At 58.4% G+C, this 24,452-nt stretch carries 26 protein-coding genes; 17 read left to right on the top strand and 9 right to left on the bottom strand.

Annotated features, from left to right (window positions below; all coding sequences use genetic code 11):
• Window positions 1-9 precede the first annotated feature (9 nt).
• From QZ196_RS07665 to QZ196_RS07635, 7 genes are all read right to left on the bottom strand, one after another.
• Complete coding sequence (locus QZ196_RS07665; protein WP_296425221.1) at window positions 10-1,221, bottom strand: acetyl-CoA C-acetyltransferase; 1,212 nt, start codon at window positions 1,219-1,221, stop codon at window positions 10-12.
• A gap of 2 nt (window positions 1,222-1,223) precedes the next feature.
• Window positions 1,224-1,523, bottom strand: coding sequence for a hypothetical protein (locus QZ196_RS07660; protein ID WP_296425220.1), 300 nt, complete (start codon window positions 1,521-1,523; stop codon window positions 1,224-1,226).
• A gap of 21 nt (window positions 1,524-1,544) precedes the next feature.
• Complete coding sequence (locus tag QZ196_RS07655) at window positions 1,545-2,171, bottom strand: glutathione S-transferase family protein (protein WP_296425219.1); 627 nt, start codon at window positions 2,169-2,171, stop codon at window positions 1,545-1,547.
• Window positions 2,172-2,258: 87 nt separating this feature from the next.
• Entirely contained in the window at window positions 2,259-4,037 is a 1,779-nt protein-coding gene (locus QZ196_RS07650) for an acyl-CoA dehydrogenase C-terminal domain-containing protein (RefSeq protein ID WP_296425218.1), read from the bottom strand.
• A 46-nt stretch (window positions 4,038-4,083) separates the two neighbouring features.
• The gene (locus tag QZ196_RS07645) at window positions 4,084-4,485 is read right to left on the bottom strand and encodes a MerR family DNA-binding transcriptional regulator (RefSeq protein ID WP_296425217.1); all 402 of its coding nucleotides are present in this window, start codon (window positions 4,483-4,485) and stop codon (window positions 4,084-4,086) included.
• 215 nt (window positions 4,486-4,700) lie between these two features.
• Window positions 4,701-5,069, bottom strand: a complete 369-nt coding sequence (locus QZ196_RS07640; RefSeq protein ID WP_296425216.1) for a MerR family DNA-binding transcriptional regulator — start codon at window positions 5,067-5,069, stop codon at window positions 4,701-4,703.
• A gap of 62 nt (window positions 5,070-5,131) precedes the next feature.
• A complete protein-coding gene (locus QZ196_RS07635) occupies window positions 5,132-6,271 on the bottom strand; it encodes a putative manganese transporter (protein ID WP_296425215.1) in 1,140 nt (379 codons plus the stop codon).
• A 108-nt stretch (window positions 6,272-6,379) separates the two neighbouring features.
• Between QZ196_RS07635 and QZ196_RS07630 the strand changes: the two genes are divergently transcribed.
• From QZ196_RS07630 to QZ196_RS07620, 3 genes are read left to right on the top strand one after another with little or no spacing between them, the layout of a single operon-like run.
• Window positions 6,380-6,820 (top strand): PaaI family thioesterase, encoded by a 441-nt coding sequence (locus QZ196_RS07630; protein ID WP_296425214.1) that lies wholly within the window; start codon window positions 6,380-6,382, stop codon window positions 6,818-6,820.
• A complete protein-coding gene (locus QZ196_RS07625) occupies window positions 6,817-7,308 on the top strand; it encodes a PaaI family thioesterase (protein ID WP_296425213.1) in 492 nt (163 codons plus the stop codon). Before QZ196_RS07630 ends, QZ196_RS07625 begins: the two co-directional genes overlap by 4 nt.
• The gene (locus tag QZ196_RS07620; protein ID WP_296425212.1) at window positions 7,301-8,647 is read left to right on the top strand and encodes an MATE family efflux transporter; all 1,347 of its coding nucleotides are present in this window, start codon (window positions 7,301-7,303) and stop codon (window positions 8,645-8,647) included. Before QZ196_RS07625 ends, QZ196_RS07620 begins: the two co-directional genes overlap by 8 nt.
• Here QZ196_RS07620 and QZ196_RS07615 read toward each other — a convergent pair.
• Together QZ196_RS07615 and QZ196_RS07610 are read right to left on the bottom strand one after the other, a co-directional pair.
• Window positions 8,624-9,676, bottom strand: coding sequence for a quinone-dependent dihydroorotate dehydrogenase (locus QZ196_RS07615; RefSeq protein WP_296425211.1), 1,053 nt, complete (start codon window positions 9,674-9,676; stop codon window positions 8,624-8,626). The two genes, QZ196_RS07620 and QZ196_RS07615, sit on opposite strands and share 24 nt — an antisense overlap.
• Window positions 9,673-10,005, bottom strand: coding sequence for a DUF952 domain-containing protein (locus QZ196_RS07610; RefSeq protein ID WP_296425210.1), 333 nt, complete (start codon window positions 10,003-10,005; stop codon window positions 9,673-9,675). Before QZ196_RS07610 ends, QZ196_RS07615 begins: the two co-directional genes overlap by 4 nt.
• Window positions 10,006-10,169: 164 nt before the next feature.
• On the opposite strand from QZ196_RS07610, the gene QZ196_RS07605 reads away from it, so the two are divergent.
• The 14 genes from QZ196_RS07605 (at window position 10,170) to QZ196_RS07540 (ending at window position 24,439) form a co-directional block, all read left to right on the top strand.
• The gene (locus tag QZ196_RS07605) at window positions 10,170-11,726 is read left to right on the top strand and encodes a bifunctional metallophosphatase/5'-nucleotidase (protein ID WP_296425209.1); all 1,557 of its coding nucleotides are present in this window, start codon (window positions 10,170-10,172) and stop codon (window positions 11,724-11,726) included.
• 220 nt (window positions 11,727-11,946) lie between these two features.
• On the top strand, window positions 11,947-13,116 hold the full coding sequence (gene ftsW, locus QZ196_RS07600) for a putative lipid II flippase FtsW (protein ID WP_296425208.1): 1,170 nt from the start codon (window positions 11,947-11,949) through the stop codon (window positions 13,114-13,116).
• Window positions 13,113-14,210, top strand: coding sequence for a UDP-N-acetylglucosamine--N-acetylmuramyl-(pentapeptide) pyrophosphoryl-undecaprenol N-acetylglucosamine transferase (locus QZ196_RS07595; protein ID WP_296425207.1), 1,098 nt, complete (start codon window positions 13,113-13,115; stop codon window positions 14,208-14,210). Before ftsW ends, QZ196_RS07595 begins: the two co-directional genes overlap by 4 nt.
• Window positions 14,211-14,227: 17 nt before the next feature.
• Window positions 14,228-15,625: a UDP-N-acetylmuramate--L-alanine ligase gene (murC, locus tag QZ196_RS07590; protein WP_296425246.1), complete on the top strand. Its 1,398-nt coding sequence runs from the start codon at window positions 14,228-14,230 to the stop codon at window positions 15,623-15,625.
• The gene (locus tag QZ196_RS07585) at window positions 15,622-15,876 is read left to right on the top strand and encodes a DUF2484 family protein (protein ID WP_296425206.1); all 255 of its coding nucleotides are present in this window, start codon (window positions 15,622-15,624) and stop codon (window positions 15,874-15,876) included. The genes murC and QZ196_RS07585 overlap by 4 nt, the downstream gene beginning before the upstream one ends.
• Window positions 15,873-16,121, top strand: a complete 249-nt coding sequence (locus QZ196_RS07580; RefSeq protein WP_296425205.1) for a DUF2484 family protein — start codon at window positions 15,873-15,875, stop codon at window positions 16,119-16,121. The genes QZ196_RS07585 and QZ196_RS07580 overlap by 4 nt, the downstream gene beginning before the upstream one ends.
• Window positions 16,122-16,165: 44 nt before the next feature.
• On the top strand, window positions 16,166-16,402 hold the full coding sequence (locus tag QZ196_RS07575; protein ID WP_296425204.1) for a hypothetical protein: 237 nt from the start codon (window positions 16,166-16,168) through the stop codon (window positions 16,400-16,402).
• Window positions 16,403-16,430: 28 nt separating this feature from the next.
• The gene (murB, locus tag QZ196_RS07570; protein ID WP_296425203.1) at window positions 16,431-17,369 is read left to right on the top strand and encodes a UDP-N-acetylmuramate dehydrogenase; all 939 of its coding nucleotides are present in this window, start codon (window positions 16,431-16,433) and stop codon (window positions 17,367-17,369) included.
• Between the two features lie 116 nt (window positions 17,370-17,485).
• Window positions 17,486-18,364, top strand: a complete 879-nt coding sequence (locus QZ196_RS07565; protein ID WP_296425245.1) for a D-alanine--D-alanine ligase — start codon at window positions 17,486-17,488, stop codon at window positions 18,362-18,364.
• Complete coding sequence (locus QZ196_RS07560; RefSeq protein ID WP_296425202.1) at window positions 18,352-19,239, top strand: cell division protein FtsQ/DivIB; 888 nt, start codon at window positions 18,352-18,354, stop codon at window positions 19,237-19,239. Before QZ196_RS07565 ends, QZ196_RS07560 begins: the two co-directional genes overlap by 13 nt.
• Window positions 19,239-20,573 (top strand): cell division protein FtsA, encoded by a 1,335-nt coding sequence (ftsA, locus tag QZ196_RS07555; protein WP_296425201.1) that lies wholly within the window; start codon window positions 19,239-19,241, stop codon window positions 20,571-20,573. The genes QZ196_RS07560 and ftsA overlap by 1 nt, the downstream gene beginning before the upstream one ends.
• 175 nt (window positions 20,574-20,748) lie before the next feature.
• Entirely contained in the window at window positions 20,749-22,323 is a 1,575-nt protein-coding gene (gene ftsZ / locus QZ196_RS07550; RefSeq protein WP_296425200.1) for a cell division protein FtsZ, read from the top strand.
• Window positions 22,324-22,543: 220 nt separating this feature from the next.
• Window positions 22,544-23,461 carry a UDP-3-O-acyl-N-acetylglucosamine deacetylase gene (gene lpxC, locus QZ196_RS07545; protein ID WP_296425199.1) on the top strand — a complete coding sequence of 306 codons (918 nt, stop codon included), beginning with the start codon at window positions 22,544-22,546 and terminating at the stop codon, window positions 23,459-23,461.
• A 132-nt stretch (window positions 23,462-23,593) separates the two neighbouring features.
• Window positions 23,594-24,439: an outer membrane protein assembly factor BamD gene (locus tag QZ196_RS07540; RefSeq protein ID WP_296425198.1), complete on the top strand. Its 846-nt coding sequence runs from the start codon at window positions 23,594-23,596 to the stop codon at window positions 24,437-24,439.
• The last annotated feature ends 13 nt before the right edge of the window (window positions 24,440-24,452 follow it).

The following is a 24,452-nucleotide window of genomic DNA, read 5'->3' as shown; positions in this document are numbered from 1 at the left end:
CGCCTTTCGTCAGACCCGCTCGATGATCGTTGCAGCACCCATGCCGGATGCAATGCACAAGGTCGCAAGACCCGTCCCCTTGCCTGTCCGCTCAAGCTCGTCCAGCAAGGTGCCGATGATGATGGCCCCTGTCGCGCCCAGCGGATGCCCCATGGCGATAGAGCCGCCGTTGACGTTGACCCGGCTGTTGTCCACATTGAAGGCCTGCATGAACCGCAGCACCACGGATGCAAACGCTTCGTTGACTTCAAACAGGTCAATGTCGCTGATCGACATGCCTGAATCTGCCAATATCTTTTCGGTTACTGGCACGGGACCGGTCAGCATGATGGTGGGGTCCGTGCCGATTTTCGCTGTGGCCCGGATCACGGCGCGGGGTTTGATGCCCATCGCCTCGCCCCATTCCCTGGACGCGACCAGCACGCCTGCTGCGCCATCCACGATACCCGATGAATTGCCCGCGTGGTGGATGTGGTTGATCCGCTCCAGATGCGGGTATTTCATCAGCGCGACCTTATCAAAGCCGGGCATCACTTCGCCCATAGCCTGAAAGGCAGGGTTGAGCGCGCTAAGCGTCTGCATGTCGGTGCCGGGGCGCATATATTCGTCATGATCAAGGATCGCGAGGCCGTTGATATCGCGCACGGTGACGATGGATCTGGCAAAGCGCTTTTCATCCCACGCATGCTTGGCACGCTTTTGGCTTTCGACGGCAAGTTGGTCGGCATCGTCGCGGCTGAACCCGTATTCCGTCGCTATGATATCTGCGCTGATGCCTTGCGGGACGAAATAGGTGTCCATGGCAATCGAGGGATCAACGGCAATCGCCGCCCCGTCACTGCCCATGGGCACCCGGCCCATCATTTCCACGCCACCGGCGATATAGGCCTGACCCGCCCCGCCTTTGACTTGGTTCGCCGCAAGGTTCACGGCCTCCATGCCCGAGGCGCAGAAGCGGTTGATCGCCAGACCGGGGATGGATTGGTCAAGGTTGGAGGTCAGAACGGCGGTCCGCGCAAGGCAGCCGCCCTGTTCGCCGACTTGCGTGACGTTGCCCCAGATCACATCCTCGACCGCGTGGCCTTGCAGGTTGTTGCGTTCTTTCAGCGCGTTCAGCACACCTGCTGACAGGCGCGCGGATGTCACCTCGTGCAGGCTGCCGTCCTTGCGGCCCTTGCCGCGCGGGGTGCGGACGGTGTCGTAGATATAGGCTTCGGTCATAGTTATTTTGCCCCCAAAAGAAAGATAATACCGCAGATTTTCTCGATGCATTCTTCGACTTCTTGGTCGGTCATCTGATCTACCGTTGCGCTAACTGAACCCTCTTTGGGGTCTTCAATTTTAGTGAGCAGCTCTCGAATTTCGGTCAGTTGCTCTTGAATTTCACTGCCCCACTCATGCGTGGGGTAATCCGCGTGCATCAGATTATAAATATAGGCGTCTTTTAGCCTTTGGCGCAGTGGGGCATGCGATGTCGCCATGCCCAACACGGCAGCGAAAAGCTTTTCGTTTATGTATGCCATTAGAAGTCCTTCCTATGGATATTAGTCTAATGCTCGCGGCATCAGATCGTATGGGTGTTTCCAGCCGGGCTGGGCGGCGATCCGGTCAAGCCAGCGGTCAATATTGGGGTAATCGGTGCGGTCGAAAGTGAAGTTTTCGTCGTAAAACAGGTAACCGGCGCAGGCGATGTCGGCGATTGTCATCTCTTCCCCGGCCAGCCAGTTGCGACCCTCAAGATGCGCGTCCATAATCTTGAGCGCGGAGGCAAGCCGCATCGCCATAAACGCGTTCACATCCGCGTTGCGTTTGTCTTCGGGCAGGAAGTTCATGTTGAACCGCAAGGGGCCGGCCACACCGGACACCTTGTGGTTGTCGAAGAACATCCAGCGCAGAACCTCGCGGCGCTGGTCCGCAGATTTGCCGCCCAGCTTGCCCGTCTTGGAGCTGATGTAATCCTGAATGACGCCCGATTGGGTCAGAATTGTATCCCCATCCTCAAGCACGGGCACTTCACCCATGATGTTGAGTGCGCGAAATTCGGGGCTGCGTGTCGCGCCGTTGAAGAAATCGACGAACACCGGTTCCCATTCCTCACCGGCGAAGGTGAGGGTCAGGGCGGCCTTGTAGGCGTTTCCGCTTTCGCCAAAGCAATGTAGTTTCATGGTCATCGTATAGGCCTCCCAACCCGTGCCGTCGGTCTTTCAAACGAAAAACCGGATGAGGGTGCGCACGTTTTGCGCGAACCCATCGTCAGCTTAGAAGTTTGCCGCCTCAAGCGCCATGACCGTATCCGCACCGGTGTTGATGCGGGCCAGATGCATGGATGTCGCGGGCAATTGGCGGGCCATATAGTAGCGGCCTGTCGCGATCTTGGTCTTGTAGAAGTCGGTGTCGGATGCGCCGCCTTCCAGTGCGTCCATCGCGGCCTTGGCCATCCGCGCCCACATCAGGCCCAGACAGACATGCCCCATCATGTGCATGAAGTCATAGGAACCGGACAGCGCATTGTTGGGGTTCTTCATGCCGTTCTGCATAAAGTACATACCGGCGGATTGCAGGTCCTTGGATGCGGCCTTGAGTGGATCAAGAAAGCCGGTTTTCAGGGCTTCATTGCCGTCATTTTTCTTGATGAACGTCTTGATCATCTCAAAGAATGCCATCACGTGCTTGCCGCCATCTTGGGTCAGCTTGCGACCGACCAGATCTAGCGCCTGAATGCCGTTGGCGCCTTCGTAGATCATCGCGATGCGGGCGTCGCGGGCATATTGGGACATGCCCCATTCTTCGATATAACCGTGGCCACCGTAAACCTGCTGGGCTGCTGTGGCATATTCGAACCCTTTGTCCGTCTGAAACCCTTTGATGACAGGCGTCAGCAGAGAAATCAGGCCTTCGGCGTCTTTGTCGTCGTTGCGGTGTGCGCGATCAATCAGGTATGCGCCCCAAAGCGTAAAGGCACGCGCGCCTTCGACGAATGATTTTTGGTCCATCAGGTTGCGGCGGATGTCGGGGTGAACAATCAATGGATCGGCAGGGCCGTCGGGATTTTCAGCACCTGTGACAGCGCGGCCCTGCAGGCGGTCCTTGGCATAGGCCACGGCGTTTTGATAGGCGCTTTCGGCTTGTGCGTAACCTTGCAGGCCGACGCCGATGCGCGCTTCGTTCATCATCGTGAACATGGCGCGCATGCCTTTGTGTGCCTGACCAATAAGAAAACCCGTTGCCTGGTCATAGTTCATCACGCAGGTCGCATTGCCGTGGATGCCCATTTTTTCTTCGATCTTGCCACATGTCACGCCGTTGCGCGCCCCAAGGCTGCCGTCGTCATTCACGAGGAATTTCGGCACGATGAAGAGGGACACGCCTTTGATCCCCTCAGGTCCGCCTTGGATCTTGGCAAGCACAAGGTGGATGATGTTGTCGGCCATGTCGTGTTCACCAGCCGAGATGAAAATCTTTTGGCCCGAAATTTTGTATGACCCATCATCGTTTGGCACGGCTTTGGTCCGCATCAGGCCCAGATCAGTGCCGCAATGTGGCTCTGTCAGGTTCATGGTGCCGGTCCATTCGCAGGTGACCATCTTGGGAAGGTACTTTTGCTTCTGTTCGTCTGACCCGTGGGCATGGATCGCGGAATAGGCACCGTGGGTCAGGCCCTGATACATGTTGAACGCCATGTTGGCCGACACAAAGGGTTCCTGTGCGGCGGTGTTCATCACATAGGGAAGCCCCTGACCGCCATATTCGGGATCACAGTCCATCGCGGTCCAGCCGCCCTGTTTCATCTGCGCAAAGGCGGCTTTAAATCCCGTCGGCGTGCGCACCACACCGTTTTCCATCACGCAGCCCTCTTTGTCGCCCACAACGTTTAGCGGATGCAGCACCTCGGTCGCGACTTTGCCGGCTTCTTCCAAAACGGCCCCGGTGAAGTCCCGGTCCAGATCATCATAGCCCGCGATGTCCTGCTCGCTGACTTTCAGCAGGTCGTGCAGGACGAACTGCAGGTCCTTTGTGGGTGCGTTGTAGATCGGCATTTCGGTATCTCCCTAAGATCGGTCGTCTGTGGTGGCTGCGGGTTTTTCAGGCGGCGGTCGATTTGTGTTTGGCCAATTTGGCAAGCTTTTCAGCGCCCCAATGCATCTGTTGTTTCAGCTCGCCAATGGCTTCTTCCAACTCGGCTTTTTGCGCTTCCATGGCGGCAAGATGACGCCCGGCCAGTTCGTAGGATTTTGAAAGCTGCGCTTCTTGGCCGTCGTCCATGTGGTAGAGGTCAAGCAGTTGACGGATTTCTTCCAAGCTGAAGCCAAAGCGTTTGCCGCGCAGGATCAGCTTCAGGCGGGCCCGATCACGTTTCGTGAACAAACGCTTCTGCCTATCGCGGGTTGGGAACAGCAGTTCCTTGGATTCGTAAAAGCGAAGCGTGCGCGGCGTCACATCAAAGGCGTCACACATTTCGCGTATGTTCATTGTTTCGGCGGCCATCAGTCCATTCCTAAAGTGTGCAGCGGTACGACACAGATGCGGAGTTTGGACTTACCTTACAAGTAACGTTGACGTTAACGTAAACGTAACGTGGCGTCATGATCCGGTTGACGAAAGGTCAGCAACGATTTCCAAAGGGCAGGCGCAATTTTGCAATCCTTGGCGGGGATGGGGGCGGGCGCTCGGCGCGGGACGTGCAAAACAGTATTGGCCGATCAGTCCAGTGTCTTTTCTGTTTCGTCTCGCAACGACTTCAGCTCCGCCATGGTTTCATCAAGCTGTTTGCGCTGTTCTTGAAGCTCGACCAATTGTCTGTCGGCCATCTCTATCCATTCGCGCATCTGTGCTTGGGTGCCTTCGTGCTCGTAGATCATCAGCCACTGGCGAATATCCTCAAGCGAGAACCCAAACCTGCGGCCACGTAAAATCAACGTCATACGGGCCAGTTCCGTAGCGCCGTAAAAGCGGGATCTGCCTTCTTTCTCGGGCGAAAGCAGTTCAATATATTCATAATAACGGAGCGTGCGCGGCGTCACATCGAATTTTGCGCACATCTCTTTGAATGACAGGCGTTTTTCGTTCATGAGCACCTCCTTGACCGTATCGTAGCGTCAAGTCGCGAAGGGGGCAACGGCGGAAGCGGCGCTTAGTTCATGAAGCCGGGGGCGAAGAAATAGAAGCTATAGCCTGCAATCAAGGCCGGAACGGTGGAGTAAATGGTCGCCCAGATTGCTGCCTTGGGGTTCAATGCAATGGCGGGGAACAACGCGTCGCCGTCGTTCGATATTGCATTGCCCATCAGCGCAGCAAAGGGAATGAGCCCGTTCACATAAAGCGTCGTTACCAGAACTTGTGGCCCGCATCCCGGTATCAAACCGATCAGAATACCCATCAGCGGCAAAAGTGGTCCAATCGTGCCAAAGCTGGCTTCGAGATCAAGACCGGTAAAAGTCACGATATAGTCATAGCTCAGATAGGCCCCGATCACCCAAACCGAGATGAAAGCCGTTTCTTCTGCCATCCGCGTCACGGGGCTATCGCCGCCGTTGGTCATGGCGTGCAGTTTGGACGTTGTCCAGACGCCAAGGCTGATGACAGTGCCGATCAGGCCGACAACCGTCACAAACGGGCCGTAGACTTCATAGACATCGGCCCCACTCAGTTGGGTAATGCCGATGACCAGACCGGGCATGACAAGCGCCAGAAACGCATAATCCTTGGCGCGGGTCCGGCCAACCAATGGTGCCATGTCGCATTGCGCCATCTTATCGGGCACCATCGTATCCCCCGAAAGTGCATCGACGACCCAGCCAGATATGATCCCAATTGCGAACGACAACGGCAGCACGACGATTGCGGCGTCCGGGCGGGTGGCAATAAGCAGAAACGCGGCGTCACCCATCGTGGCCGTCAACGTCGCGACGACGGCACCAAAGCCCACATTGCCGGACGAATATGCGGCCACAACAACAACGGCCCCGCCGCAGCCGGGCGTCGCGCCCAAAAGTGCGGCCATCGGAACCTGCCAGCCTTTGGCGTTTTTCAGCGACTGACCGATATCGAAGTTGAACAACCGTTCGGCGCCGTAAAACAGCAGCAGGGTGGCCGCAACAAAGGCGGAAACCTGAACGTAGGCGTCCACCATCAAGCCGCGGGTCACTTCGCCCAAGATGCCGGGCGCAATGGCCAGCCCCAACAGGATCAGCGCAACGATGAGACGCCTTGGGCGAAACGGCCCCAAAAGCCGAGGCAGAACAACACTTGGTAAGTTGGTCGTCGTGTCCAATGGACAAATCCTTTGTTGCGAACAATTCTTAATTGCAGATATAGCACTTGCAGTCCCAACTGCAAGTGTCAGGTTTCAGCCGAATGATCGGCGTACAAAGGAATGACGATGTCAGACGCAAAAAAGGCACGCCGCGACATGCTTGCCAGAAAATTCATCGAATCGATTCCGCACGCAGGTGCATTGGGCATGACCTTGATTGATATTGGTGACGGGCGTGCTGTGATCGACATGCCTTATGATCTGCGTCTTGTCGGTGATCCAGAAACCGGGGTTATCCATGGCGGGGCAGTGTCCGCGCTTATGGATACCTGCGGTGGCGCGGCCGTGATGTCACATCCCGAAGCCCCTGTCGGCACCGCGACACTTGATCTGCGTATTGATTACATGCGACCGGCCAAACCCGGTGATCGGATTACTGCCACAGCGGAGTGTTATCATGTGACCCGGTCCGTGGCCTTTGTGCGCGCGACAGCCACCGATGGTGACCCCGACCGACCGGTCGCAACCGCCACCGGGGCCTTTACCATCGAAAGGGCAAAGCCATGAAGCAGCCAGAGCCAGTGCAGATCATCAAACAACGTCGCGATGCCACGCTGCAAAAACTGGTGTCCGGTGTGCCCTACATCCAGTATCTCGGGATCAAGATCGACCGTCGCGGGGATGAGCTGACGGCGGTGCTGCCTTTTGCGGAGCGACACATCGGCAATCCGATGCTGCCTGCGCTGCATGGCGGGGTGACCGCTGCGTTTCTTGAGGTGACCGCGATCATGGAACTAAGCTGGGCCATGATCTGGGAAGATATGGAAGCTGGCAAAACGACAAATGATGCCCCCCGGTTCCGTCTGCCCAAGACGATTGATTTCACGGTCGACTATTTGCGTACCGGGCTGCCGCGCGATGCCTATGCGCGGGCGCGGGTGAACAGGTCTGGCCGCCGCTATGCGTCCGTGCACGTCGAGGCATGGCAGGACAATCGCAGCCGCCTTTTCGCGCAGGCCACAGGTCATTTTTTGATGCCGAGCCGTGATGACTAGGGCCACCGGCCCACTGACCCACCGACGCGTGCTGACCATCGCGCTGCCGATCGTGCTGTCCAATGCGACTGTGCCGATCCTTGGTATTGTGGACACGGGTGTTGTTGGCCAACTGGGCCAAGCCGCCCCGATTGGCGCCGTTGGCATCGGTGCGATCGTTCTTTCGGCACTTTATTGGGTGTTCGGCTTTCTGCGCATGGGCACCACGGGCCTGACGTCGCAGGCCAGTGGGGCAGGGGATGCGGACGAGGTGCATGCACTGCTGTCGCGTGCCTTGCTGATCGGTTTTGCCGCCGGTGCGGTTATTATCATGACACAGGTATGGTTGTTTCGGGGGGCGTTCATGCTGTCCCCGGCCAGTGCCGAGGTCGAAACGCTGGCCCGGGATTATATGGCGATCCGGGTCTGGTCTGCGCCTGCCACAATCGCGCTTTACGGGATTACGGGCTGGCTTATCGCACAGGAACGCACGGGTGCCGTGCTGGCTGTGCAGGTGCTGATGAACGGGGCAAATATCGGTCTTGATGTGGTGTTTGTGCTGGGCTTCGACTGGGGCGTGCAGGGCGTGGCGTGGGCGACGTTCATCGCGGAATGGTCGGGGCTTGGTTTGGGGCTATGGCTTTGCCGTGACGCCTTTGCGGGTCGGGCGTGGCGGTCGGTGGACCGTGTCTTTGACCGGGTGCGGCTGGCGCACATGGCGATCGTTAACACCGACATCCTAATCCGATCGGTGCTACTGCAAGCGATATTTGTGAGTTTTTTGTTCTACGGCTCTGATTTCGGTGATGTGCAGCTGGCAGCAAATCAGATCCTGATGCAGTTCCTCAATGTCACCGCTTATGCGCTTGACGGTTTTGCCTTCGCTGCAGAGGCGCTGGTGGGGCGGGCGCTGGGTGCCAAGGCGCGCGATAGCCTGCGGCGCAGTGCGATCCTCAGCGCTGGGTGGGGGGCTGGCATTTGCGTTGCTCTGGCGATTTTTTTTGCGGTGTTCGGCGGTGCGGTGATCGACATCATGGCAAAATCTGCCCCGGTTCAAATGGCTGCGCGGACTTACTTGCCATACATGGTCGCGGCACCGATCGTCGGTGTGGCGGCATGGATGTTTGATGGCATTTTCATTGGGGCGACGCGGACCAAGGACATGCGCAATATGATGATCATCTCGACCGTCGTCTATTTCGCAACCGTGATCCCGCTGATGGCCGCCTTTGGCAACCACGGGTTATGGATGGGTCTGTTGATCAGCTTTGTGGTCCGCGGTGCAACATTGGCTTGGAAATACCCCGCCCTTGAGGCCGAAGCGGCGCAGCGTCCGCTAGATCCAGCCGCTGCGGCCTGATCCAATTGCATCGCTGACATTGGCAAAACCATCGCGGGCAAGCAGGTCATCCAGTCCTTTGGCAATTTCATCGACCAACGACAGCCCACCATAAACCAGCGCCGTATAAAGCTGCACAGCGGACGCGCCTGCGCGAATTTTGGCATAGGCCTGTTCGGCACTACCAACGCCGCCAACCCCGATAATGGGCAGGTCGGTCAGGCCAGCAAGTTGCGCCAGTACCCGCGTCGATTTTTCAAAAAGCGGCTGACCCGACAGGCCGCCTTGTTCGGCGGCATGGGGGCCGTGCAGGCCCGTGCGGTCGAGCGTTGTATTGGTCGCGATAATCGCGGCAATGCCAGAGGCGTTGGCGACATCTGCCACCTCTGCGATCTCGTCATGTGACAGGTCGGGCGCAATCTTGAGGAAAATGGGAATGGTATGATCAAGTGTCGCACGGGCAGCCATGACGCCCTCAAGCAAAGCGGCTAGGGCGGCTTTGCCCTGCAAATCCCGCAGTTTTTCGGTGTTGGGCGATGAAACGTTTACCGTTGCGAAATCCACATGTGGCCCGCAATGGCGCAGCACTGTCGCAAAATCGGCCGCCTTATCTGCGCTATCTTTGTTGGCGCCAAGGTTCAGGCCGATGATTGCGCCGCTCGGGCGCTGGGCAAGCCGCGCGCAAATCGCCTGCATTCCGTCATTGTTAAAGCCAAAGCGGTTGATCGCTGCTTGATCCTGCGCCAGTCGGAAAAGGCGCGGTTTGGCGTTGCCAGGCTGGGGGTGTGGGGTCGCCGCGCCGACTTCCAAAAAGCCAAATCCGGTGCGCGCCAAGGCGGTCAATGACGTCGCATTCTTGTCAAAACCTGCGGCAAGGCCAATCGGGTTTGGCAAATCAAGCCCCGCAATGCCGGTGCGCAGGCGCGCGGTCGTGAATGGCCCTCCGCGCGGACCAAGCCCGGCATTCAACGCCGTCAGTGCCAGGCCATGGGCGGTTTCGGCTTCTAACCGACGCAGCGCTGCCAAGCCTATTTTCTCAAGGTTGCTCATTCCAGATCAGGAAATTGATGCACGCCGTCAGTGCGCGGCAGCGGGACATGCCATGTGATATCAGCCATGCGCAAGGTGCGGTACAGATGCGGAAACAGCACGCCCGCACGCGCAGGCTCCCACTTCAACGGCTCCAGCCCATCCGCCTCGACGGCGAGCAGGACAAGGCCGTCCTCATCGGCGAAGTATTTCGCGGCGGTCTCGGCGACATTCGCCGCCGTTGAAAAATGAACATAGCCATCTGCGATATCAATCGGGGCGCCGGAAGTTTCGCCTTTGGCTTGCAGCTCGGCCCATTCGGACGCGCGGAAAATCTTGTATATCAACATAACTGCGTCATGAACTTTGCAAGGAAAATGGTCAAGCATTGCATTGCCGCTGTTTTGTGCGGCGTTGACGTAAGGTGAACCCCGCTCGTGTCTGCGTTAGGTATTTGACTCTGCAGTGAGCGGTTGCCAATCTGATGTCATTCCAACCCTGGGGGACGTATCCAATGATTTCGCGAATTCTGACGACAACCTGTGCGCTTGCGCTGACGGCAGGGGCGGCTGCGGCCGACTATTCCCTGACAATCCTGCATACCAACGACTTTCACGCGCGTTTCGAGCCAGTAAGCAAATATGACAGTGGCTGCTCTGCCGAAGATAACACCGATGGCAAATGCTTTGGTGGCACCGCTCGTCTGGTGACGGCGATTGCCGACGCGCGGACCCGGTCGAACAATGCGATCCTTGTCGACGGCGGCGACCAATTTCAAGGCACGCTGTTCTACACCTACTACAAGGGTGCGATGGCGGCCGAGTTCATGAACAAGCTTGGCTATGACGCCATGACGGTCGGCAATCACGAATTCGATGACGGCCCCGAGGTACTGCGCGGTTTTATGGATAGGGTCGACTTCCCGGTCTTGATGTCCAATGCGGATTTCTCGGGCGAGCCGCTGCTGGCTGAGGCCCTTGCCAAGTCCACCGTGATTGAACGCGGCGGTGAAATGCTGGGCCTGATCGGTTTGACGCCACAAGACACGGACGAGCTGTCAAGCCCGGGCGACAATGTCATCTTTACCGATCCATCCGATGCGGTGCAAAGCGAAGTCGATAAGCTGACGGAGATGGGCGTGAACAAGATCATCGTGTTGTCCCATTCAGGCTATGCCGTGGATCAGCGCGTTGCGGCAAATACGACGGGCGTCGATGTCATCGTCGGCGGTCACGACAACAGCCTTCTGGGCGATATGGAAGGTGCCAAGGGCCCTTATCCGACAATGGTCGGGGCAACTGCGATCGTTCAAGCCTATGCCTATGGCAAATTTTTGGGCGAGCTGAACGTGACCTTCAACGATCAGGGCGAGATCACTGAAGCGTCGGGTCAGCCGATCAGCTTGGACGGGACAGTAGCCGAGGATACAGGCACTGTTGACCGGATCGCTGAACTGGCCCTGCCGCTGGACGAGATCCGCAACAAGGTCGTGGCCGAAACCGCGACCGAGATTGTCGGTGATCGTGAGGAGTGCCGTGCGGTCGAATGTTCCATGGGCAACCTGATTGCCGACGCCATGTTGGCGCGCGTAAGGGGGCAGGGCATTCAAATCGCCATCCAGAACGGTGGCGGTATCCGCGCGTCTATTGATGCGGGGCCAGTGACGATGGGTGAAGTGCTGACCGTGCTGCCGTTTCAGAACACGTTGTCCACGTTCCAGGTGACCGGCGAGACGATTGTCGCGGCTTTGGAAAATGGCGTGAGCCAGATCGAAGAGGGCGCAGGTCGTTTCCCGCAGGTGGCTGGCATAACGTTCACTGTCGATCCTGCGGCTGAGGTCGGTGCGCGGGTCTCTGATGTGATGGTCGAGGGTGGCTCGATTGATCTTGCTGCAACCTATGGTGTGGTGTCCAACAACTTTGTCCGCAATGGCGGTGATGGGTATGTGATGTTTCGCGATGCCAGCAATGCCTACGACTTTGGCCCCGATCTGGCCGATGTGACAGCAGAATTCATTGCCACCAACACGCCATATGCGCCTTATAAGGACGGTCGTATTACTGTGAAGTGAAGCCGTTTGGCGGGGGCAGGTGCGCTGCGGGCATCCGCGGCGCACCTTTGTCGTATGGGGTGGGTCAATTTTCTGGAAAATTGATGCCTCCGGCGGGGATATTTAGGCTCGGAAGAAGTGCAGGGGGTCCCCGGATTTTCAGTGGAATCGTCTGGCAATGCGCGCTATGGTGAACGTAGACCCGGAAAACGGGCGGTTGAGGCAGTATTGGCGGTGATCCATGACGGAAATGGTCTATGGGACGGTCCCGGTTCAATCCGGTGACCCGGTTCTTCCACGATGGTGGCGGACAATTGACAAGTGGTCGATGTGTTGCATTCTTGTTCTTTGCGGGATCGGCTTGCTGTTGGGGTTGGCGTCTTCGCCACCGCTTGCGGCCAAGAATGGCTTGGAGCCTTTTTACTATGTGATCCGGCAGGCAATTTTTGGCGGTATGGCCATGGCCGTGATGTTTGCGGTGTCGATGATGTCGCCTACGCTGGTCCGCCGGCTGGCCGTGCTGGGGTTTCTGGCGGCATTTGCTGCGCTGGCGATGCTGCCGGTCTTTGGTACTGATTTTGGCAAAGGTGCGGTGCGCTGGTATTCGCTGGGCTTTGCATCGGTCCAGCCATCGGAATTTCTCAAGCCTGGGTTCATTGTCATGGCGGCCTGGTTGCTTTCGGCGTCTCAGCAGGTTGGTGGACCGCCTGGCAAATCCTATTCCTTTGTTCTGACCGTGGTTATTGTGCTGATTTTGGCATTGCAGCCGGACTTTGGGCAGGCCTGTCTGATCTTGTTTTCGTGGGGGGTGATGTATTTTGTCGCCGGTGCGCCGATGCTGTTGCTGTTTGTGTTGGCCGCGTTGGTGGTCTTTGGTGGCGCGGTTGCCTATGCCAATTCCGAACATTTTGCCCGTCGGATCGATGGTTTTCTGTCACCGGATCTGGATCCGACGACTCAGCTTGGCTATGCGACAAACGCGATCCGCGAAGGCGGGTTCTTTGGCGTCGGCGTGGGCGAGGGGCAGGTGAAGTGGTCACTGCCTGATGCCCATACCGATTTCATCATTGCCGTCGCGGCTGAGGAATACGGGCTGATTTGCGTCTTGGTCATCATCGCATTGTATACAGTGATCGTCGTCCGGTCGCTGCTGCGCCTGATGAAAGAGCGTGATCCGTTTATTCGGCTTGCGGGCACTGGGCTGGCCTGTGCGTTTGGTGTGCAGGCGATGATCAATATGGGCGTGGCTGTGCGTTTGCTGCCAGCCAAGGGAATGACTTTGCCGTTTGTCAGTTACGGGGGGTCGTCGTTGATTGCGGGGGGCATTGCGGTTGGGATGCTGCTGGCGTTTACCCGGACGCGCCCGCAGGGCGAGATGGGTGACATCTTGCTGCGCAGGGCGAACCGATGACCGCCCCCTTGTTGATTATCGCCGCAGGTGGCACCGGTGGGCATATGTTCCCTGCGCAGGCCTTGGCCGAGGCGATGCTGAAAAAGGGCTGGCGGGTGCGGCTGTCCACGGATGCGCGTGGCGTGCGTTATACGGGTGGCTTTCCCGAGGCCGTCGCGTTGTCCGTTGTCGGTAGTGCCACGTTTGCGCGCGGTGGTATCGCCGCGAAACTTCTTGCACCGTTTCGCATCTTGGGCGGTATCGCTGCGGCGAAATGGCGGATGTTGCGTGAACGGCCGACCGTGGTTGTGGGGTTTGGTGGCTATCCCGCGATCCCGGCTATGACGGCGGCATGGGCGTTGCGCATTCCGCGGATGATCCACGAGCAGAACGGCGTTTTGGGGCGGGTCAATCAGGTCTTCGCCAAACGTGTGAATATTGTGGCGTGCGGTACCTGGCCGACTGAACTGCCCAGTGGCGTGGAGGGCGTGCACACTGGCAATCCGGTGCGTGCTGCCATCTTGGAACGCGAAGGCGCACCCTATATTCCGCCTGGGGACTACCCGATGTCGATCCTCGTGATGGGCGGCAGTCAGGGCGCGCGTATTCTGTCCGATATCGTCCCGCCTGCGATTGCGGCCCTGCCGGAACATATGCGCCGCAACATCCGCGTGAGCCATCAGGCCCGCACCGAGGATCTGGCGCGTGTTGCTGATTTCTATGCGAGCGAGTTGATCACGGCGGATGTCCAGACGTTCTTTACCGATGTACCCCAGCGGATGGCCGAGGCGCAGCTGGTCATTGCGCGGTCCGGTGCATCGACCGTTGCCGATGTCAGCATCATTGGACGCCCGGCGATCTGGGTCCCCTTGGCGATTGCGATCCGGGACGAGCAGACGGCAAATGCACGCCAGTTGGCTAATGCTGGCGCCGCAATCCTGATCCCCGAAAGCAAATTTCAGGTTTCCGTGCTGACCGATCAGATCGAAACTGTGCTTAGCGACGAAAGAGGCGCGATGAAAATGGCACAAGCTGCATTGCGCTGTGGTGTGCCGGACGCCACGGACCGCCTTGTGCAATTGGTGGAAAATCTGGCAGAGGGGCGGAGCAACTGATGGATGGGAACCTGGTGATGAACGCAGCAACAAAGCTTCCGCTTGATATTGGTCCGATCCACTTTGTCGGGATCGGTGGCATTGGCATGTCCGGCATTGCCGAGGTTTTGTTGAACCATGGTTATATCGTACAGGGGTCCGATCTGAAGGCATCGAAGATCACAGATCGCCTGAAAGCGCTTGGTGCCGTGATATTCGAAGGCCAGCGTGCCGATAATCTGGCTGGCGCTGACGTTGTCGTTATTTCCTCGGCCATTAAGCCGGGCAATCCCGAACTGGACGAGGCTCGCAAGCGTGGTCTGCCTGTTGTGCGCCGGGCCGAAATGCTGGCCGAACTGATGCGTTTGAAATCCAACGTGGCGGTCGCAGGCACCCATGGCAAGACAACCACCACGACGATGGTTGCCGCCTTGCTGGACGAGGGCGGTATTGATCCTACGGTGATCAATGGTGGGATTATTCACGCCTATGGTTCAAACGCGCGGATGGGGCAGGGCGAATGGATGGTGGTTGAGGCCGACGAGAGCGACGGCACCTTTAACCGCCTGCCTGCGACCATAGCGATCGTGACGAATATTGATCCCGAACACATGGAACATTGGGGTACAATCGAAAACCTGCGCCAAGGCTTTTATGATTTCGTGTCGAATATCCCGTTTTACGGCCTTGCCGTTTGCTGCACCGATCATCCCGAAGTGCAGGCGCTGGTGGGCAAAATTACGGATCGCCGCGTTGTGACATTTGGGTTCAACGCGCAAGCCGACGTGCGCGCGGTCAACCTGAGCTACAAGGCGGGTGTGGCCCATTTTGATATCGCCTTGCAAAGCGAAGATGCGGTCATCGACGGCTGTGAGCTGCCGATGCCGGGGGATCACAACGTGTCCAATGCATTGTCAGCGGTTGCCGTGGCGCGCCATCTGGGCATGAAAAAGGATGAAATCCGTGCCGCGCTCAGGGGCTTCAAAGGCGTAAACCGTCGCTTTACGAAAGTCGGCGAAGTTGATGGCGTGACGATTATTGATGATTACGGCCACCACCCCGTCGAAATTACTGCCGTGCTCAAGGCGGCACGTCAAGCGACGACCGGTCGTGTGATTGCTGTGCATCAGCCACACCGTTATAGTCGTCTGTCGCATCACTTTGACGAATTCTGCGCCTGTTTCAACGATGCAGACGTTGTTGGCATTGCGGATGTCTTTGGCGCTGGCGAAGACCCGATTGCTGGCGCCGGACGCGATGATCTGGTTGCTGGACTGATCCGCCATGGGCATCGTCATGCGCGCGCTGTCGAATCCGAAGACGATCTGGAACGCCTTGTGCGTGAACAAGCCAGAGCGGGGGATATGGTCGTCTGTCTTGGCGCGGGCACGATCAGTGCTTGGGCCAATGGGCTGCCGGCACGGTTGGCAAAATGACGCCATCGGCGATCATCGGCTGCTTTTGGGTACTTGCCGCGACAGTGGTCGCTTTGCTGCCCATGCGATATCAATACACGCCGGGCGTGACCTTGTTGATCGCCGCACCGTTCCTGATCATTTGGATCGGCTATGACTACGGTTGGTTTTTTGGCGTTCTGGGCACGTTGGCCTTTGGTTCAATGTTCCGCAATCCTCTTATTTACATCTATCGCCGTGCATGCGGGCAGCATCCCGAGATTCCAAAATGATCGGGTCATTGGGCGTGATTTGTCTTTGGGTTGTGCTTGCATTCGTGATGCAGGCGATCCCGTCAAATGACAATCATTGGCGGCGTGCGTATGTGCTGATTGCTGTCGGTCTACCCTTGCTGGTCTGGGTGACATGGCGTGACGGGGTGTGGGCCGGGGCCTTGGCGCTTGTCGTGGGGGGGCTGGTTTTACGCTGGCCGCTGCTGTATTTTTGGCGCTGGCTGCGCCGGACAGTCGCCAGATGATGGCGGAATTGCGATTGGCAGCGCTGCTTTGTGGGGCCTGTCTGATGGGATTCGCACTGCTGTTTCGCGCGACAGAGCGGGGCCGGACAGGTTTGGCGATCACGCAGATCAGCGTGCTGGGGGCGGCGGTGTTGGTTGGGTTCTTCATTGCGGCGCGGTCACCAGAGGCACAGGCCCTGCGTGTTTTGGCCGTCACGAGTGTGGGACTTGCGCCTGCGTTCGTCGGCGGACTGGCGGGCGCGGCATTGGGTTGGATGATCGACCGTCGCCGCAATAGATAGACTTCGGATGAAGCTGAGAGACTGCAGAATGTTTGATTTGCCACAGGTGCGCGGAACGCTGACCATGAACCGGGTTCTTGCGGACCTGACATGGATGCGCGTGGGCGGACCTGCGGAGGTGTTGTTTCAGCCTGCGGATATGGATGACCTGTCTGGGTTTCTGGCGGCACTGGATCCGGCCGTGCCCGTTTTCCCCATGGGGGTCGGAAGCAACCTGATCGTGCGTGATGGTGGTATTTCTGGCGTTGTGATTCGGCTGGGGCGCGGTTTTAACGCCATTGAAATTGCAGGCGAAACCGTCGTCGCCGGGGCCGCCGCACTGGATGCCCATGTGGCGCGCAAGGCGGCTGAGGCGGGGCTGGATTTGACATTTCTGCGCACCATTCCGGGGACAATCGGTGGCGCGCTGCGGATGAATGCGGGGTGTTATGGACGTTATGTGGCCGATGTACTGACGTCAGCTCTGGTGGTGCAACGTGACGGCAGCATCGTTGAAATGGCGTCAGATGCACTGCAGCTGGCCTACCGCCGCAGCGTACTGCCAGATTGCGCCATTATCGTTTCTGCACGGTTTCTTGCACCTATGGCTGACCCCGTCACGCTTGTCCGACAGATGCAGAACCAGTTGGTCAAACGCGATGAAACACAGCCGACCAAGGATCGTACCGCAGGGTCGACATTTCGCAATCCGGCTGGATTTTCATCCACCGGCCTTGCGGATGACACCCATGAATTAAAGGCGTGGAAGGTGATTGATGACGCGGGAATGCGCGGCGCGGCTATAGGCGGCGCTGTGATGAATTTGAAACATTCCAACTTCCTGACCAACGCCGGTGGTGCAACAGCCGCCGATCTGGAAGATCTGGGCGAGCAGGTGCGGAAAAAGGTTTACGATTCCAGCAAGATCACGCTAGAGTGGGAAATTATGCGGGTCGGCAAACGTCTGGGCGCTGATACCATAAAATAATTGGCCAGAACGGCCAGGGTCCAAGGCAGGACCATGATAAACGACGGGTCGCCAAAGACCCGCGATTGAGGCGGTAGGGTATGTCGAGCAGGGCAAACCCGAAAGTTGTTGTATTGATGGGTGGCCCATCGGCAGAGCGCGCAGTGTCGCTCAGCTCGGGCCGTGAATGTGCGGCGGCTTTGCGGGACAGTGGATGTGAAGTGATCGAGGTCGATGCTGGCCGCGACGTGGCTGCGCGCCTAATCGAAATCGCTCCTGATGTCGTTTTTAACGCCTTGCATGGCCGCTGGGGCGAAGACGGTGCGGTGCAAGGTATCCTTGAATGGTTGCGTATTCCCTATACGCATTCCGGCATTCTTGCCTCGGCGCTGACGCTGGACAAACAGCGCACCAAGGATGTGTTCCGCAAGGCGGGCCTGCCAGTCGTTGAAAGCGTGATCGCCGCGTCGGCTGACGTGCGCGCCGCCCATGTGATGGCCCCGCCCTATGTCGTGAAACCCAACAACGAGGGATCGAGCGTTGGTATTTACATTGTGCATGACGCCGCCAATGGCCCACCGCAGTTGGCCGACGACATGCCCGAGCACGTCATGGTCGAGGCGTTTGCCCCCGGTCGCGAACTGACCACGACCGTTGTCGGCGACCGCGCGCTGACCGTCACGGATATCCTGACGGACGGCTGGTATGACTATGACGCCAAATACAAGCCCGGTGGGTCGCGTCATGTGCTGCCTGCTGATATTCCGACCAATATTTTTGATGCCTGCATGGATTACGCGTTGCGTGCCCATAATGCGCTTGGCTGTCGGGGCGTTACCCGTACCGATTTTCGCTGGGATGAAGCCCGTGGTCTTGCCGGGCTGATCCTGCTGGAAACCAATACCCAGCCCGGTATGACGCCCACATCCCTCACCCCTGAACAGGCGGCGCATGTGGGCATCAGTTTCCCCCAGCTTTGCCGCTGGATGGTCGAGGACGCATCATGCGACCGCTGACCGCCCCACGTCGCCCGGCCGCCGCGCCGCGTGATCCGGCGCCGTCAAAGCTTGGCTATCGCTATCAGCGTCTGATGCTGACGTCGGGGTTTCGCGGTTCCGTGCGGATTGGTGTGCCGATCCTGTTGATCGCGATCATTGCAGGGTCTTGGTTTTCCAAACCTGCCAACCGCGAAGTGCTGAACACGCAAATCTTGCAGGCAAAGCAGGGCTTTCAGGAACGTCCGCAGTTTATGGTGCAGTCCATCGCGATTTCCGGCGCGGATGAGTCGCTGCAACTGCAAGCTGCAGCGCTGCTGCCCGATGCCTTTCCGGTGTCGTCGTTTGAACTGGATCTGGAAGCAATGCGCAAAACGATCGAGGCACTGGATGCGGTTAAATCCGCCAGTGTCCGGGTTGGGCAGGATGGCGCGTTGGCGGTTAAAATCACGCCACGGGTGCCTGTCGCATTGTGGCGCGATGGAGGCGTTTTGCATCTGATTGACGCGGGCGGTGTGCAGGCGGGTGCTGTGGCGGTACGCGCGGAACGGCTTGACCTGCCACTGATCGCGGGCGATGGCGCAAAGCATAAGATTACCGAGGCGCTGGCCCTTTATGCTGGCGCCGGCCCTTTGAGGACCCGCGTGCGCGGCCTTGTCCGCATGGGCGAGCGGCGCTGGGATATCATTCTGGATCGGGATCAACGCATATTATTGCCCAGCGATGGGGCGGTTGCAGCACTTGACCGGGTGATCGCACTGAATGATGCGCAAGAAATGTTGGAGCGGGACGTGGCGGTTGTGGACTTGCGCAACGCCAGCCGTCCGACGCTGCGCATGAACGAAGAAGCTGCGGCCGCATTGCGCCGCGTCAATGAAGCAGGGGCATACAACTAATGGGCGATCTATACGACAGCCAGCGCGCGATGCGGCAAATGCGCAAAGCAGCCATGCAGCGCGGTGTGGTAGCCATTTTGGATGTGGGCACCTCCAAGATTGCCTGCCTTGTGCTGCGTTTTGACGGCCCCGAGCGGCTTCGCAGCGTCGATGGCGTTGGCTCAATGGCGGGTCAGTCGCAGTTTCGCGTGATTGGGGCCGCAACAACCCGGTCGCGCGGTGTGCGTTTCGGTGAAGTGGATGCAATGCAGGAAACCGAGCGCGCCATTCGCACGGCGGTACAGGCCGCACAGAAGATGGCGAATGTCCGGGTCGATCATGTGATTGCGTGCCTTTCAGGTGCGCGGCCGCGGTCCTATGGTCTTGACGGGGCGCTGGATGTGGCGGGCGGCATGGTCACCGAACAGGATATCAGTCAGGTGATGGCGAATTGCGATGTGCCCGATTATGGTGCCAACCGCGAAGTGCTGCACGCGCAACCGGTGAATTTTTCGCTTGATCACCGCTCTGGTTTGGCCGACCCGCGCGGCCAGATCGGCCATCGGCTGACCACGGATATGCATATGCTGACGGTGGACGCGACGGCCATTCAGAACATTTTCTACTGCATCAAGCGGTGCGATCTGGAACTGGCCGGGCTTGCGTCGTCGGCTTATGCGTCGGGGATGTCGACGTTGGTCGAAGATGAGCAGGAGCTCGGCGCGGCCTGCATTGATCTCGGCGGTGGATCGACGGGCATTTCTGTCTTTATGAAAAAGCATATGATCTACACCGATGCGGTGCGCATGGGCGGCGATCACGTGACCAGTGATATTTCCATGGGTTTGCAAATTCCTGCGGCCACCGCCGAGCGGATCAAGACGTTCTATGGCGGCGTTGTGGCTACGGGCATGGACGACCGCGAGATGATTGAAATCGGCGGCGATACCGGCGATTGGGAACATGATCGCCGCACTGTCAGCCGGGCCGAACTGATCGGGATCATGCGCCCACGTGTCGAGGAAATCCTTGAGGAAGTCCGCGCGCGTCTGGATGCCGCAGGGTTTGAGCATTTACCAAGTCAGCAAATTGTGCTGACAGGCGGCGGCAGTCAAATTCCTGGGCTAGACGGTTTGGCAAGCAAAATTCTGGGCCAGCAGGTCCGCCTTGGCCGTCCGCTTCGGGTGCAGGGATTGCCGCAGGCGGCCATCGGGCCCGCGTTTTCAAGTGCTGTCGGCCTGACGCTTTTTGCGGCGAATCCGCAGGACGAATGGTGGGATTTCGAAATTCCGGCCGACAGATATCCCGCGCGGTCACTCAAACGTGCCGTCAAATGGTTTAAAGACAACTGGTAATGCGCAACATCTTGCCTATGGGCCGACATCGAGGGCAAAAGCAGAAAATATTGTCCAGATTTGGTGGCTATTTTATGTTTTTGTCGTGACCTTTCAGCACCACCCGGTTAAGATTACAGTAATAAGCAGACAGGCGCCTGGTGGGACGGGCAAATAAAAAAAGGCGGATCGAGCTATGACATTGAATCTTTCCCTTCCAGGGCATGAAGAACTGAAGCCACGCATCACAGTGTTTGGGGTTGGCGGTGCGGGCGGCAATGCTGTGAACAACATGATCGAGAAACAGCTTGATGGCGTCGAGTTCGTGGTGGCCAACACCGATGCGCAGGCGCTGCAGCAGTCGCGCTCGACCGCGAAAATCCAGATGGGTCTGAAAGTGACCGAAGGTCTGGGTGCCGGCGCGCGCGCAACCGTGGGTGCCGCCGCCGCTGAAGAAAGCATCGAACAGATCGTTGACCACCTTGCAGGCGCGCACATGTGTTTCATCACCGCCGGTATGGGCGGCGGCACCGGCACCGGCGCTGCCCCGATCATCGCGCAGGCAGCGCGTGAATTAGGTGTTTTGACTGTTGGCGTCGTGACCAAGCCGTTCCAGTTCGAAGGCGCCAAGCGGATGAAGCAAGCTGAAGCGGGCATTGAGGCCCTGCAAAAGGTTGTGGACACGCTGATCATCATTCCAAACCAGAACCTGTTCCGTCTGGCCAATGAAAACACAACATTCACCGAAGCCTTCGCTTTGGCTGACGATGTCCTTTATCAGGGCGTCAAAGGTGTGACTGACCTGATGGTCCGCCCCGGCCTGATCAACCTCGACTTTGCGGACGTACGCGCCGTGATGGATGAGATGGGCAAGGCGATGATGGGGACCGGCGAAGCCGAAGGCGAAAATCGCGCTATTCAGGCTGCTGAAAAAGCGATTGCGAACCCGCTGTTGGACGAAATCTCGTTGGAAGGCGCGCGTGGAGTGCTGATCAACATCACCGGTGGCTATGACCTGACCCTGTTCGAGCTGGACGAGGCGGCCAATAAAATCCGTGAAAAGGTCGACCCTGAGGCGAACATCATCGTCGGCTCCACTCTGGATACCAGCATGGAAGGCAGGATGCGCGTGTCCGTTGTCGCCACAGGTATCGACGCGGCTGTCAGCAATGCAGCTACGCCACTGCCGCGTCGGTCGATGGCGTCGCCTTTGGCACAGTCCGTCTCAGCAGAAGCACCAGCGCCGCAGTCGGTTGCAGAAGCACCCGCTGTTGCTGCAACCGTCGCCGAAGAGCGTACCTTGTTCGAGGATATGGACGTCCCGCGCGCCCAGCCAGAGCCTGCGGCGTTCCAGCCGCGCGCCGAGCCTGCGCCAAGATCCGCAGCCGTTGCTGACGATCTGCCGCCGCCAGCCTATACGCCGCGTCCGGCACCCGCATTGTCCGAGGCGGATACGTTTGTTGCGCCGCGTCCATCTGCACCCGGCACACCTTCGGCAGAGGCAATGGCGCGTCTGCAAGCCGCTGTGAACCGTGCGCCAAAGCCCCAAGAGCAGCGCCGCCCGGTTGCCGCCGCGCCTGCGGAGGCTGAAAAGTCACGTTTTGGGATTAACTCGCTCATCAACCGGATGACAGGCGCACAGGCTGATGTGACAGGGCAGCAATCGTCGCGCCACCAGCCGCAGGTGACCGCGCTGCGCCAAGAGCCGGAAGCGAATGAAGATCAAGACCGGATCGAGATTCCAGCCTTCCTGCGTCGGCAGGCAAACTAACCCGGTTGCTGCATGCCGCTTTGACGTGAGGTAAATAATCTGAGAAGGCCGCCGCATGGCGGCCTTTTTTGCGTTGTAACTCAGGTGTTTACGGCTGATGTTAGGCCGTCGCCACAATATAGCCCCGCCATGTTTCAGACGGTTGCAAAGAGTGAGTTGAGACATTTTGCCCGCCGCTTTACTGCAATGGCAACTTGGAAGCCGGAAAGGGTGCAACCCCGTGCAAACAACGCTGAAATCACAGGTCGTCTTTTCTGGCGCCGGCCTCCACTCCGGCGCAGCCGCGCGTGTGGTTGTGCATCCAGCGCCGGCATCGACCGGGATTGTGTTTCGCCGTGTTGATCTGGCTGGGCAACCACAGTTGGCTGCGAGATGGGACAACGTCGTCGTGTCGCCCCTTAACACGCGTCTGAAGACTTCGGATGGTGTGACCGTATCGACAATCGAACATCTGATGGCCGCGCTTTCCGGCTGCGGTGTGCATAATGCGCTGATTGATATTGATGGCCCAGAGGTGCCGATCCTTGACGGCAGTGCTGCGACATTTGTGCGCGGGATCGTGGCGACTGGCCTGACCCGTCTGTCTGCCCCCCTGCGCGCGATTGAAGTGCTAAAGGACGTGTCGGTTGTCGATGGGCTGTCGGTCGCGACGCTGTCCCCTGCAACCAGCCTGCAGATCGAATTTGAGATTGATTTCGCAGATGTCGCCATCGGTCAGCAGCGTAAGACGCTGAATATGGCGAATGGCACCTTTGTCCGCGAACTGTGCGATAGCCGTACGTTCTGCCGATCGGCGGACGTGGATGCGATGCGCGCCAATGGTTTGGCGCTTGGTGGTACGATGGAAAACGCGGTGGTTGTCGACGGTGACAAGGTGTTGACCCCCGGCGGTCTGCGCCACCCTGACGAGGCGGTCCGCCACAAGATGCTGGACGCCTTGGGCGATCTTTATACCGCCGGTGCGCCGATCATTGGGCGTTATACCGGCAAACGGGCGGGGCATGCGATGACCAACCGTCTGTTGCATGCCTTGTTTGATCAGACAGATGCATGGCGCTGGGTCAATTGCGACGCTAAAATCGCCGCGCGTTTGCCCGGTGTAGGTGTCAGCATGGCCGATTTGCACGCGGTCGCGTGAATTTTCATAGAAACAGTTGATCTGCAGTTGCCGCAAAAGGCATTTTGCACCCGATTTTTCTATGCTAGACGATTGGTCAACCAAGGGCCAAAGCGCCCGTAACGCGAGCGACCACTTCTGGGGACATCACTAATGTCAGGCAGTCATCACACCAAAAGCCACCGGGTTGCGCGATGGGGCGCCGTTTTGGCGTTGGCGCTGCTGGCCGCTTGTAGCGGCGCTAAGGGGGTCCCGCTTGAGGATCTGACCGCGCAACAGATATTCGAGCGCGCAGAGTTGCAGATCGCAGAGGGACAACCCGCAGACGCGGCGTTTTCCTTTGGCGAGATCGAGCGGCTCTATCCCTATTCCGAATATGCAAAGCGCGCGTTGATCATGCAGGCATTTGCGTATCACCGCGACGAAGACTATCCCAACAGCCGCGCCGCGGCACAGCGCTATTTGGACTTTTACCCAGCCGAGCAGGACGCGCCCTATGCCGCTTATCTGCTGGCCTTGTCCTATTACGATCAAATCGACGAAATCGGGCGCGATCAGGGTCTGACGTTTCAGGCGTTGCAAGCATTGCGAGCTGTCATCGAAACCTATCCTGACAGCGAATATGCCCGCACGTCGGTCTTGAAATTCGATCTGGCTTTTGATCATCTGGCTGCCAAAGAGATGGAAATCGGACGGTATTACCTCAAGCGCGGTCACTATGCTGCAGCAGCGAGCCGTTTCCGCACCGTCGTCGAGGATTTTCAAACGACCAGCCACACCGCTGAAGCGCTGCACCGGTTGGTCGAATGCTATTTGTCACTGGGTCTGGTCGAAGAGGCGCAGACAGCGGCTGCCATTCTTGGCTATAACTATCGGTCAAGCGAGTGGTATCAGTCGAGCTACGTCTTGCTGACGGGACGTGGTCTTGCTGCAGACGCGGCGGGCGACAACTGGCTGGCATCAATTTACCGGCAGGTGGTGCGTGGTGAATGGCTGTAAGCATCGCGGGTTG

Source organism: Yoonia sp., from assembly GCF_017854565.1.
Classification (GTDB): domain Bacteria; phylum Pseudomonadota; class Alphaproteobacteria; order Rhodobacterales; family Rhodobacteraceae; genus Yoonia.
The sequence above is the reverse complement of the archived record's forward strand: the minus strand, read 5'-3'. Positions and strand labels throughout refer to the sequence as shown.